This is a genomic window from Paenibacillus sp. E194, from assembly GCF_000935845.1.
Lineage (GTDB): Bacteria > Bacillota > Bacilli > Paenibacillales > Paenibacillaceae > Paenibacillus_B > Paenibacillus_B alvei_B.
Genome location: NZ_JMDX01000018.1, coordinates 29,170 through 42,276, shown reverse-complemented (window position 1 = coordinate 42,276; position 13,107 = coordinate 29,170). Strand labels below are relative to the sequence as shown.

The 13,107-nt window shown below is 46.7% G+C and carries 11 protein-coding genes; 8 read left to right on the top strand and 3 right to left on the bottom strand.

Annotated features, from left to right (window positions below; all coding sequences use genetic code 11):
* Positions 1-17: 17 nt before the first annotated feature.
* Together uvrA and AZ66_RS04335 are read right to left on the bottom strand one after the other, a co-directional pair.
* A complete protein-coding gene (gene uvrA, locus AZ66_RS04340) occupies positions 18-2,528 on the bottom strand; it encodes an excinuclease ABC subunit UvrA (RefSeq protein WP_044353730.1) in 2,511 nt (836 codons plus the stop codon).
* Between the two features lie 242 nt (positions 2,529-2,770).
* Positions 2,771-3,880, bottom strand: a complete 1,110-nt coding sequence (locus tag AZ66_RS04335; RefSeq protein ID WP_044353729.1) for a nitric oxide synthase oxygenase — start codon at positions 3,878-3,880, stop codon at positions 2,771-2,773.
* Positions 3,881-4,115: 235 nt separating this feature from the next.
* On the opposite strand from AZ66_RS04335, the gene AZ66_RS04330 reads away from it, so the two are divergent.
* The 8 genes from AZ66_RS04330 to AZ66_RS04300 all read left to right on the top strand — a co-directional run bounded on the left by AZ66_RS04330 (position 4,116) and on the right by AZ66_RS04300 (position 12,317).
* On the top strand, positions 4,116-5,090 hold the full coding sequence (locus AZ66_RS04330; protein WP_044353728.1) for a helix-turn-helix transcriptional regulator: 975 nt from the start codon (positions 4,116-4,118) through the stop codon (positions 5,088-5,090).
* An 88-nt stretch (positions 5,091-5,178) separates the two neighbouring features.
* Complete coding sequence (locus AZ66_RS04325; protein WP_021261473.1) at positions 5,179-5,865, top strand: AlkZ-related protein; 687 nt, start codon at positions 5,179-5,181, stop codon at positions 5,863-5,865.
* A gap of 70 nt (positions 5,866-5,935) precedes the next feature.
* The gene (locus tag AZ66_RS04320; RefSeq protein WP_044353727.1) at positions 5,936-6,829 is read left to right on the top strand and encodes a hypothetical protein; all 894 of its coding nucleotides are present in this window, start codon (positions 5,936-5,938) and stop codon (positions 6,827-6,829) included.
* Positions 6,830-6,935: 106 nt separating this feature from the next.
* On the top strand, positions 6,936-7,844 hold the full coding sequence (locus AZ66_RS04315) for a helix-turn-helix transcriptional regulator (protein WP_231586727.1): 909 nt from the start codon (positions 6,936-6,938) through the stop codon (positions 7,842-7,844).
* A 113-nt stretch (positions 7,845-7,957) separates the two neighbouring features.
* Positions 7,958-8,968, top strand: a complete 1,011-nt coding sequence (locus AZ66_RS04310; protein ID WP_052648387.1) for a hypothetical protein — start codon at positions 7,958-7,960, stop codon at positions 8,966-8,968.
* Between the two features lie 37 nt (positions 8,969-9,005).
* A complete protein-coding gene (locus tag AZ66_RS29635; RefSeq protein WP_052648386.1) occupies positions 9,006-9,995 on the top strand; it encodes a hypothetical protein in 990 nt (329 codons plus the stop codon).
* Between the two features lie 24 nt (positions 9,996-10,019).
* Entirely contained in the window at positions 10,020-10,211 is a 192-nt protein-coding gene (locus tag AZ66_RS30400; protein ID WP_021253815.1) for a hypothetical protein, read from the top strand.
* 360 nt (positions 10,212-10,571) lie between these two features.
* Positions 10,572-12,317: a methyl-accepting chemotaxis protein gene (locus AZ66_RS04300; protein WP_044353725.1), complete on the top strand. Its 1,746-nt coding sequence runs from the start codon at positions 10,572-10,574 to the stop codon at positions 12,315-12,317.
* Positions 12,318-12,391: 74 nt separating this feature from the next.
* Here AZ66_RS04300 and AZ66_RS04295 read toward each other — a convergent pair whose 3' ends face one another.
* A complete protein-coding gene (locus AZ66_RS04295; RefSeq protein WP_044353724.1) occupies positions 12,392-13,024 on the bottom strand; it encodes a LysE/ArgO family amino acid transporter in 633 nt (210 codons plus the stop codon).
* Positions 13,025-13,107 lie beyond the last annotated feature (83 nt).

The following is a 13,107-nucleotide window of genomic DNA, read 5'->3' as shown; positions in this document are numbered from 1 at the left end:
TTTCCTGTGGCTATATTTTATAGATAGGCCCCTATAATGGAGTCATTGCTGGATTTCAACGAATCGGGCGTACCGGTGGCGATGACGGTACCACCCTCTTGCCCTCCTCCTGGGCCAAGCTCGATCAGCCAATCCGAATTTGTGATAAGTTGGGTATTATGCTCGATCAGTAGAACCGAATCCCCGCGATCGACGAGCCGATTCAATACGGCAAGCAATTTGCTCGTATCCTGGTCATGCAATCCGACGGAAGGCTCATCCAATATATACAGCGTGTGGCCGCTGCGGGCATTGAATAGTTCTGCTGCCAGCTTGACGCGCTGCGCCTCGCCTCCAGAGAATGTGCTGGATGGTTGCCCCATCCGCAAATATCCTAAGCCTATATCGCATAAGCAATCCAGCTTGACTGCGATCTTCGGAATATCGCGGAACAGTTCTCTTGCTTGCTCGATGCTCATGCCCAATACATCGGCTATGGAATGTCCATGCCATTGCACAGACAGTATTTTCTCACGATAACGCTTCCCGTGGCAAGTCGGACAAGGAATCAAGCGATCGGCCATGAAGTGCATCTGAACCTTAAGACTGCCCGTGCCTTTGCAGGATTCGCATCTTCCTCCAGCTACATTGAAGGAGAAATCAGAGGCTTTCAACCGCAAGCCTTGTCTAGAGGCCAATTCCTTGAACCATTCCCGAATGTCATCGAATACCTTTGTATAGGTTGCAGCATTAGAACGGGACATTTTGCCCATCGCTTGCTGATCGACAACGACGAGATGCTGAATATGTTCTATACCGCCAATTCGGCTAGAAGCATTCGATGCCGAACCAATTGATTGCAACTGGGGAAGCAGTTCTTCCATGACCAGCGTGGACTTTCCGGAGCCCGACACGCCAGCAATGGCGGTAATGATGCCCAGAGGAATGTCCACAGTAATATGCTTTAGGTTGTTTGTGTGTGCATCGCGGATGGTTAATGTGCGGTTCCAGCTTCGAGCGGTTGAACGATGCCGATTCAGAGATTCACGAAGGCTTTGAGCCGTCATGGATTCCGGATGATACAGCAACTCATTAACCGTGCCTTGGAAGACAAGCTCTCCTCCAAGCTCTCCTGCGCCTGGACCGATGTCCACCACATAATCGGCTTGTCGGATAACATCGATATCATGTTCAATGACGATTACGGTGTTGCCGAGTGAGGCCAGCTTACGCACCGAACGCATCAGCTTGTCGGTATCCTGCGGGTGCAATCCTGTCGTAGGTTCATCAAGTACGCAGATCATGCCGCTCAAGTTCGAATTCAGCAAAGAAGCCAGCCGCATACGTTGCGCTTCTCCGCCAGATAGGCTAGAAAAGCTTCGATCTAGTGATAGATAGTTCAGTCCCGCATTCATGAGACTTCGTGTACGTTCCCATAATTCCCTGCAGATAGGCTGAGCCGCTTCGACGTATCGCTCAGGCAGAGCAGAAGGTAAGCCTTCAAGCCAATTCAGCAGTTGAGTTAGAGACATAGACATAAGATGGTGGATAGGCGTCCCGTTCACCAGGACGTACGAGCTTGTTGCATTCAACCGCGAACCGTGACAGGACTCGCAAGGAACTGTACGGAGGAAGCGGGCGAATTCCAGCAGCGATTCCTCGTCATCGTCACCCTCGTAATATCGGCGCAGTAGGCTGTTCACGGCACCTTCATATTTGCCTTGCTTCATATTGGATGGGGCAGGGGCATCAGGGCGAAGCTCGCGAATGCGTGGATCGTCCGTGCCGTGCAGCAGCATGTGACGCACGATGTCCGGCAATTCGCCGATCGGCCGCTGAAGATCTTCTTCATACAGAGGAAGGTGATAATATTTGGCTGCACGCAAGAGAAGCGGAGCAAAGTGCCACAGGAATCCCTTTTTCCATACTTGAATGCCTCCATCTTGAATCGACAAATCGGGACGTACAATTGCATCGAGAATGGGTTCAATTTGTTCGCCCAGACCGGTACACGCCGGGCATGCACCGAGCTGTGAATTGAAGGAAAAGTGAGCCATGGTTATATTTTCAACGGGTTGTCCGCAAGAAGGACACGCATAGTGCTTCTGATGGGAATGCTCTTCCTCAGACAGACGAACAGGGGTCGTACGTATATCCGCATAACTGAACGCAGCGTGGCAATGCGGACAAGCACGCTCTCCAATTGCCGTATACAGCAAACGCAGATATGTATAAATCTCGCTATATGTTCCAACGGTAGAGCGTCGGCTGAAGTTATGATGATGCTGACTAACGCTGACGATAGGGGACAGACCGTAGATGTCGTCATAATCTGGCCGCTGCACGTTGTCTGCTGCATGTCCGGAAGCACTAACAAATTTGCGCTCACCCTCTTGGACAAGTATGTTAAACAGCAGGGTTGATTTCCCTGAACCAGATACGCCGGATACAACGGACAAATGATTTCGTGGAAAACGAACAGTGACATCCTTCAAGTTATGTTCCCGAGCCCCTTGAATGACGATCCACTCGGGTGATGATGCAGTCATGTTAATTCCTCCTTATTACTTGAATAATTCAATAGTTGAGTTAGGAAACTATTGATTGCAGAAATTAATATAGACCTATACGTAGAAGTTGTCAAATGGCGATAGAGTGAGACTCTGAGACTCATTAAGCTTCGTGCACCTGCACTTTATTGTCCCAATGTTCTGTGTTACGGAATAAAAAGAAACGAGCCTGCTCGGATATTTTGGCGAGCAGGCCCTTGTGAGAACAGAATAATTGATGATCATGCTTCGTTAATATACGGTACAGATTGATAATAGAAATTCGGATTCACAATCGTATTGTCGTAGCTTTGGTGGAAAATAGGTGTTGCGGCGGGTGACATCGGTGGAATCAGCCATGTCCAGTCGCCTGTATGAGCACGGTCACAACTCTGTTCCTGCTCCTGGAACTTAACGAATTGTTGTGCTGCCGTATGGTGGTCTACGATGCTAACACCCGCTTCCTTGAAGGAGTGAAGCACTGCGGCATTAAGCTCAACAAGAGCCCTGTCCTTCCACAGTGATGTATTCGACACCGTAGACAGCCCCATTTGCTCTGCGATGACTGGCAGCAAATTGTATCGTCCTTCATCGGCCAAATTCCGTGCGCCGATTTCTGTTCCCATGTACCAGCCATTGAATGGCGCGGCAGGATAGGAGATGCCGCCGATTTCAAGACGCATATCAGCAATAAGCGGCACAGCATACCAACGCAGCTGCAGCTCGGCAAACCATTCGAACTCGGGATGGATGAGCGGCACCTCTATGACGGTGGACTTCGGTATCTCAAATAGCTGCGGGGGGTTCGTTCCTGTCTGAATGACAAGAGGCAGTACATCGAACGGAGTGCGTTCTCCCAGCCATCCAAGTGATTCACATATTCGGGTAAATGGGAGCGAGTGTGGATCTCCCATGATGCCTTGGTTAGTCTCATAGCCGGCATAGCGAATCAACTGATGATTCCATATCCGAACAGGATGCATTCCGTCTGGATGAGCAGGTGGAAAAATCGTGATTGCAGGACGAATCCGGCCATCATTTGTTGCGAAGTCAATATGTTGGACTAACGCGTCTGCGATCTGCTTACCCTCGGTTATATGTCTGGCGTCAACCACATGCAAGGATGACCAGAACAAGCGGCCAATACAGCGATTGCTATTGCGCCAAGCCATCTTAGCTCCGTGAGTTAGTTCTTCTGTAGTATGCGAATAAGTGCCAGTATGTTCAATCTCGGAATGTATTTGTGATAGGCGCCCCTCTATGTCAGTTGGGAGCTTGCCAAGCTCTTGATAGCATTGCCTAATAAATGTTGAAGCTTCTTCTAGAAGCGTATGCTTCGCGTATACATTCATCTTCCGATGTCCTTCCTTGCGGCGTAAGCGCCGTAATGTGTCGGATTAACTATATCAGATTCTAACGATTTGGTATGTACCATTGATGAGGATGTCGATGAGATGTAACAATTTCAGCCAGAGAATCGTCGCAAAAATTTTGTTATCCGATCATAAATGGTGACATACAAGCTGTCACCATTCACATGATATAATCAGGTCAAACCATGAAAATCATCCAGCTAAGGAGAAGCCATTGAAACGAATCGATCGATTAATTGCTATCATTATCGCCCTCCATCACCGTTCCGAAACGGCTCAATCGTTAGCAGAGAAATTCGAAGTCTCTCGCCGTACCATTATCCGAGACATGCAGGCATTGGGCGAGATGGGAGTACCGTTATATGCGACAGCGGGTTCAAGCGGGGGCTATCGGTTAATGGATGGCTACAAGCTCCAGCCGCTTCAATTATCGACCACAGAAGCATTAACCGTGCTCTTCGCGCTGCAAGGCATGACACAGCTTCCCGATTCACCATTCAATCAGGAGCGTTGGACGGTCATGGACAAGCTGAAGCAGATCGTTTCCAGTGAAGTGCTGACTGAGGTAGAACCGATGTTAGAGCGTGTCGAGCTGTCCGTACCTACAAGAAACTACCGTGCTCCGCAGTTGAAGCAGCTGATTGCGCATCTATCACAGGCGAAGCCCAAGTGGCTCCATATATTTTATCGTTCTCAGAAGCATCAGCGTTGGTTGTATGTTCAGCCGAAGCGGATATATTCTGCACATGGGTTCTGGTATTGTGAAGCCTATTCGTTAACACATGGTGAAGATCGATCGTTCCGTGTCGATCGTATGTCTCAAATCTCGATAGCCGAAGATGAAGATGTACGCACAGTACAGGGCAACGGGGACAACGGCAAGGTCAGCCAAGTAAAGCGTAATCTAGAAGCCGTGAAGAAGGAAGACCCGATCCGAATCCGGGCAAAACTGACTTATCGTGGCATGCTGCTTGTCGAGCAAGACGAACATATTGGGGAATTGGTGCATGAAACCGGTGAAGATGTGGGAGAGGTTGAGTTTAACTGTCCTCGATCAGAATGGGAATGGGCACAGCGCTTCTTCTATGGCCTTGGATTGGATGCAGAGGTGTTGGAGCCTGTGGAATTGCGAGAAGCCATTTATAAGCATGCTTATCAGGTATATGAGAGGTACAAGGGAACAACGTGAGGCCTTTAGGTCTCTCTTTGATACATAGCGATTGGAACAGAGGAAGGAAGAAGATGTTAGATCAGACGAAGAAGGGATGAAATCGAAGATGAGCGCGAATACGAATTTGATTCACAGTTATAAAGAAGCAGTTGAGCTTATTCGCCAAGTGGGTATTCTGCCGCTGGCCAACCTTGCACCCCATCATCCTTCACTTGCGGGTGTGACAGAAGAATCAGCATGGCATAGTGACACGGATGCGGATCCCTGGCGATGGCGGGTTCAATTTCCTGGGGATGGGGTTGCTGCCTACGGCAAGTTCATCAAGAAGAAAGGGGTGTTTATCTCGCTGGAGTGGGTATCGATTGTCCGCTCCGTACTTGGCGATACTCGTTCCGTCAAGGAACGGTATGCAGCGGGTGAGATGTCGCCGGAGGCGAAGCTGTTGTATGGCATCATTGTTGAACATCCCGGTATCGATACGAGGCTGCTTCGAGTGAAGGCAGATATGAAATCCCCTGATCAGAAGAAGGCATTCGACAATGCGTTAAATGAGCTGCAGGGGACGATGGATATTGTCATCTCGGGTGTGACAGAACGGCGCAATAGCGCTGGCGAAGTGAACGGATGGAATAGTACATCCTATGAGACGATTGACCATTGGCTGGAGAATCTGGGTATCGAGACGTCAATGATATCTGTACAGGATGCGAAGGAACAGCTCTATGAACGTCTTGTTCGTTCTACGACTTCAGAAGCAGTAACTTATTTTAATAAAATCCTGAAGCTGCGTTAAACTGCAATGACGAGGCGGGACAAGATGTTCATGCAATGAACCACACTAATTATTATAGGAGTTGATAATAATGTTGAGTGTAGACAGCTTCAATCGCGCGCAGCGCTTTATTTACGAGAATGCGAGACTGCTCGACCGCAGACGTTTTGAATATCATTTCGGCCAAGGGAGCAAGGCAGCTGTTATCAAAGCCCTTACAGGTTTTCAAAATGAGGATGGCGGCTTCGGTCAAGCGCTGGAGCCAGATATTCGTTGTCCGCATAGTCAGCCTGTACCGACAGAAGTAGCACTATCAATTATGCAGGAGATTGACGAATATGACCGCGAGTTAATCGTTGGAATCGGCAGCTATTTGAAATCGGTTACAGTAGGCGACACTGGAGGATTCCCTCTTATTCAGACGTCAGCGAATGAATATCCACACGCGCCTTGGTGGACAGTCGCCGATGATCGTCATGCCTCCATAAATCCTACGGGACATATTCTCGGGTATTTGATGAAGCAGCATACCGTTCCTGAGCTCACCCGAGAAGAATGGTTCCAACAGGCTGAGCAGTTCATGTGGAATCAGCTAGAGGCAGCCGGTAATGAAGGCTATCACAGCAATATACAATATATCTCCTTCTTAACTGCGCATCCGGATAAGGAACGAGCAGAGAGTGCATTGCAGAAGGTGAACGAATGGCTGCAGCTGCCAGGTGTCATTGAACGCAATACGAAGGCGGAAGGGTATGTTCATAAGGTGCTGGATTGGGCACCAACGTGTCACAGCTACTGCGCACAATTTGTCACTAAGAAAGAAATCGAAGACCATCTGCAATCCCTAGTGGAAGAGCAGCAAGAGGATGGCGGTTGGCCAATAAGCTGGCCAGCAGTGAGTCCAGCAGGCGAGATGGAATGGCGGGGATACGTAACCGTCAATCGGCTGCTGACCTTGAAGTCATATGGATGGTTGGAACGCTAACAATAACGACGATAAGGCCGACTTCCAACAATTACGAAGTTATGCACAACATAGTGATTTTGTTGTTTTGTCTATGTCTACAAGGGGGAACTTGGATTTGAGCAACATGCATCGAATTTTATGGTTTGATCAAGAAGTACGATCGAATCATTTTCCGAATTGCACTCAATTAGCACATCAATTCGAACTGTCTACCAGACAAGCCAATCGAGATATTGAATATATGGTCAACTCTCTTGGAGCTCCTCTTCAGTATGATGCCAAAAAAAGAGGCTATCGGTATACGGATGCGACATTTGCTTTGCCTAGCACGTATATTACGGAAGAATTAAGACGAACGCTGGCATTCTTGTCTCATCGTTATCAGGATTACAATTATGGCGGTTATGATGAATACCAAGCGAAATTGCCAATTATGATGCAAGTATCAGAATTGTTCCGTCGCTTGTCAGACGTTAATGAGCTGCAGTCTCAGCAAATTCCAGCTTATGAGATCAATGCCGAGATCATTGACATAGCAAATCAACTAAGCATGGCCATTCAGAACAACCAAGTGCTTACCATTCAATATGACGGTATGGAAGGAGCAGAGACGTATACGTTTCACCCCTATAAGCTGTGCTACAAGCAATACGTCGATTACGTCATTGGATGGTGCGAGCAGGAGGAGGAGCAGAAGATGCTTCGCTTGGATCGAATCATCCGAATGGAACGAGCAGCGGGAATATCTCGGCTAAATGGTGAACTGCCCTCTACCTTCGGTTCATCGAATCTTCCTGTTCAGCCATTTACGGCAATCATAGAGTTTATAGATAAGCCTTCGGAAGCATGGAGAGATTACAATCTTATGAAACGAGAAGATTCGGTGGTATTCGAGATCCAATTTTTCGATGTATCCTTATTTATAAATCAGTTGATGTCAACAAGAGATTGGGCAAGGATTGTGAAACCGAAATGGCTGAAAGAGAAGGTAAAAGCAAGATGTGAACAAATAATGGGGATGCTTAGCGAATAGGCGTAAATATAACAGGAAAGACAAAAAACAAAACGAATTTTAAGGTATGACATTATATGTCGTACCTTCTTTACTATAATTGGATTATCGCGATAAGAGAGGAGCGGCCGCTCATGAGTATAGGAACTACTCTATCTCTTTCTTTTCAAATTGAACATCGTTCTTACGTGGATGCCCTGCATGCTGTTCTCACGGGTGCTGGTCTGTACGAGGGTTCGAAATATATGCTAGGCGGAATGACAGGTCTATTATCTAAGTTTGTTATTCACAAGGAATTATCAAGGAGTTCGGTTACAGCATACGGCAACTTGGGAGAAGAACATGGCAATGCGCTCCTTCGAATTGGGATTGAATCAAATCAATTTGCTTGGCATACGCGTCAACGTACGTTTGAATTGGCGCAGCAGGAGTCGATACGTCATATTCAGCACAGCATCGATCGAGGAATAGGCGTCGTCTATTGGAAGCCTGAGTTTGCCGTGATTACGGGTTATGACGATGAGGACGAAGTGTTCTTCTATCTAGACGGTTACTCGAAGGAACAACAAGTGCTGCTGTATCGGAATTTTGGCATCATCGATAATCCTACGCCGTTCTGGTACTATCAAACGATTATTGGTGCAGTGGACATGCCGTACCAAGAAATCTACCGAGAGTCGCTAATTACAGCAGTTACAGATTGGGATACGCCGCATCGAACTTTGCCGGATCTGGACTTTGCTGCAGGCTGTAAAGCATACGATTATATGATTGCCGCACTGTCTAGTCAACAATATCATCCGCATGGTAGCGCTTATACCATTAGCTCTTATGCTGGTATCAAGCGTGACATGATGAAGTATTTGGCTTCTATCCAAGATGAGGTTGGCATATCTGCAGAGATTGTTCAACTTTATCAACTTGTAGATGAGGCATTTCAAGTAATGAAAGCGACGGTTCAGAATGGGTCGGGACATGAGCTGTGCATCCAATCAGACCATGTACCACAGCTAATCGAGCAGGCTCACCTTGCGAGGGAACATGAACGAGCAGCGATTGAAATACTGCGCACTGAAATCGGTTACGAGGAAGTCATGCGTTCGCGTTCCAACAGTCTCCACTGGGGATCGACGGCGCCAAGATAATTGCGGTCAACAACTAAGAATAGGTGCAGGTGAAGAGATGACGTCTATTATCCTTGGAAATATGAAAATCGTACCGGAAACAAAAACGTTTATCGATCATTTCCATAGTGTACTGCTGGCCGGCGGGCTAACCACGTATCCGAAGCATACGATTGCGTGTATGTCATCATTGGCCTTCCGCATGTCCGTTCATCGTCAGTTGGATGCTATATCTGTGACGGCCTATAACTGGCCTGCCGAACACTTCGTTGCTGCGGATTTGCTTGGTCTCTACTCAGAGACGTATGCAGGCTACAATACAGATCCGGTCTTCCCGGTCTCTCGTAAGTATGCAATCGAAGAAATGAAGCTTTCTCTACAAGAAGGTGTCGGACTCATTTATTGGCACGATCAGTACTACACGATCTATGGCTATGACGAAGCAGAACAGTGTTTTTTCGCAATAGATTCGTGCGGGAATAGCGGATGCAAGGTGTCTTATCAGACACTCGGGCAAACGGGAAATTCGTCGATTGTATTTATACAGCGGATATCCAAACGAAGCATTTCCTTAGATGTACGTGATCTGATTACGGAATCGCTGGTGCAGGCGATTTATAAATGGGAGCAGCATGATAGCATTTTGCCGCCTGAGCAATTTGCATGTGGCGAACAAGCTTATGATGCAATGATAGAGGAAATCCAGTCGGGCACGGCGGATTGGGATGGGGCGGAGCAAACATTGTCCATGTATCGTACGTTCAAGCACTACATTGCTCGTTATTTGCATGATATGAAGCAGTCGATGGATGGGCTGGAGCAGCTGGCTGAGAAATATCGAGTTCTAGCGGGCTTATATGATGATATTGTGGCAATCCTCCGAAGATTACGACACGACTGGAATGATGCGCATGAAGAGGGGCTATGTCACGAGATGGTGACCACTCTTATCTCTGCCCAACAAATTGAAAAAGATGCTATAGAAGCTATGAAACAGGTGGTGAAGGACGTTCGCGAAGCGCGCGGAGCCACACCACATTTACGATAATAGATACGAAAAAGGGGAAACGAAATGGCTAAAACAAAACGCGGTAAAGCATTATGGAACGTTCCATCACATGGACGGGGAACATGCCCAGTGTGTGGAAGCACACGGATTAAAGTATTGTACACGCAAACAAAAAGCGATGGCACATCTCTTAAAGTTTGCAAAAAATGTGTAAAAGCGACTCAATATCGAATTGATATGGCGTTATCTGGTTAGTAGTTAGTAGTTAGTAGTTAGTAGTTAGTAGTTAGTAGTTAGTAGTTATGCTGTCTGTGCATGCAGAATCTTACCATTAGCATCCTTGCCGATTATTTCGGCAAGGATGTTTTTTTGTAGATGACTTCGTTTAAAAGGGACGCTTTTTCCCCATACTCGGATATACATGCTCTTTTTTCTATAAATAATCCACAAAATTTTTAAATTTGCCTATTCATTTTTGTCGAAATATGACGATATATAGCTCATTGGCATAGATTGATCGGTCAGCAAAATCGGACAAGGTTTATAGGCAATAGGATTCGAATGGAAAGAACTCCTGTATATAACCTGTTTGTCAGTCAACTAGGAGGCTATTGAATGAAAAACAGAGGTTTAGTGATGAAATCTATCATCGTCGTGACCATTCTTCTTATGGTCATGTCTATTGTATTCATATCATCCTCATATATGATGGAGAGAAAAATCTATAATGATGAATTACTATCCCTTCATACTACGCTTACGAAGAATATCGAGATAGAAACGGAGGGTATTGCAGGAGCTGCTAACAAGCTTAAGTCAATGGAGTCCTCACAATATGCAAAGGATAAGAATATTGTTTGGATTCAGGAGAGCTTGAACAGCATGGTACGGGACAATTTCATATCGAATTCGTACTTGCTTGCTCCCGGTTTCACGGAACGTGATGGAAAGTTCTATCTGAAGGTGCTTCAGGGCAACGATTCCTTTGTTGAATTAGGAAATGCGCCAGGAAGCGAGTATGAGATCAAGCCAGAGCTTGTCGATGCGATCCATGAAATGGAGCGGACAGGTGTTGGCTTTAGTGACATCTATGAAGATCTTGATGGCGAATGGATTACGGTGCTGAGGCCGATCTATAATGACAGGAATGAGACGATAGCGGTCTTTGCCATAGATTTCAATAATAAGAAGATTGAAGACGATCTGAATTCCATGTTGTGGGAAATTGTTGGTATTGGCTCATCGATCGGTATCGTGTTTATTATCGTGATTGCCTTCTTAATACGCCGATTAGTTAAGCCTCTTACAGAGTTGTCCGTTCTGTCCACGAGAGTGGCGGCCGGCGACTTAACGGTATCTATTCCGGTTCGCTCGAAAGATGAAATCGGCGTTCTATCTGATAGTTTCAACACGATGATTGCTCAAATCAAGCACTTGGTTACCGATGTCAAGACGACTGCAGATCAGGTTGCGGAATCGTCACAGCAACTGACGGTAATCGCTAAGCAAACATCTCAATCCAGCTATGAAATATCCGGCTCTATTCAAGAAGTTGCGGCTGGTTCGGACACGCAGATGCAAGGTGCCGAAGAAAGTAAGGCTGCTATGGAGGAAATTGCAATCGGCATCCAGCGAATCGCGGAATCATCCTCTGCCGTATCTGAACTGAGCATGGATGCAACAGAGTCGGTAGAACAGGGCAATCAGGTTGTTCAGCTGACGGTGAATCAGATGGCACAGATCAGAAATTCCGTCAGTCGTTCAGAAGCGATTACACAGTCTTTGTTGAATCAATCCGAGAAGATTGAGCATATCGTCAGTATCATTGGCAATGTAGCGGTGCAAACCAATTTGTTGGCGCTCAATGCTTCTATTGAAGCGGCACGGGCAGGAGAACATGGACGAGGCTTCGGCGTTGTTGCCCAAGAGGTACGCAAGCTTGCAGAGCAAACGAAGGACTCTACGGAACAAATTGCTGAGATGGTGAATACAGTAATTGCATTTACGAAGGAACTGGCCGAAGCGATGGGCGAAAATACGGAGCAGGCTGAACAAGGAACCTTAATTGTAGAAGAGGCCGGGGAGCATTTTAGCAAAATATGGACGTCTGTGCAGCAGGTCACGGAGCAAATTCAAGAGGTATCGGCTGCTGCTGAAGAGATGTCTGCTGGTAGTGAGGAGGTCGCTGCTACATTAGACAACCTCGCATCCATAGCGAAGGATTCATCACTGAATACACAGAGCGTCGCCGCTTCGACCGAGGAGCAGCTCGCTATTGTGGAAGAAATATCGGATACAGCTACCTTATTGAATCGCAAAATGCAAGATCTGCAAGAAGAACTTCGAAAATTTACGATATAAACGAACAATACTCCCTGCTCGCTAAAAAGAGCAGGGAGTATTGCTGTATTACGTTCCTCATGATGGGATCGCAGCTAACTAATTTTATCCAGACCACCGGTTAGCAGTTGAACCAACATGTATAGTGCAATCAACCAAATGGTGATCGCGGATATCTTGTTCAACCAAGTGAGGATGCGGCCGTCAGCATCGATTTTGCGAGTGAAAAGACCTACTGCAGCAAGTCCCAGGAACCACAGCCACGAGATTGCGATACATGCAATTGTGAATACCCACTTGAGTTCATCGGAATATTGCAAAGAGTTCGTTCCAATAACGCCAATCGTATCGAGAATCGCGTGCGGATTCAGAAGAGAGACGGACATGGCAAACATCATTTGCTTCGGGACACTCATAGCATTTCCCTGACTCCCATTCAACCTGCTTATCGACTTCCACAGACTCCAACCCATATATAATAGGAAGATGAATCCCAATAGATACAGTCCGTATTGAAGCCATTTCCACTTCCAGATGAATAGCGAGATACCTTGAACTGCTGCTAGAATAAGCAGGGTATCGCATAATGCCGCTATTATCACGACAGGGATGGCCTTTACGAACGGCTTAGATAAAGCCCCTTGATTGAAAATAAACACATTTTGTGCGCCTAACGGCAATATAAGGCCAAGTGCGAGCAATATTCCGTGAACGAATGCCTCGACCATTGATATCTACCTCCGTTTGTCATCATCCATAGAACCGGTTCTAAGACAATATCATAACGCAGCTATTTACAATTGTCCCCGAC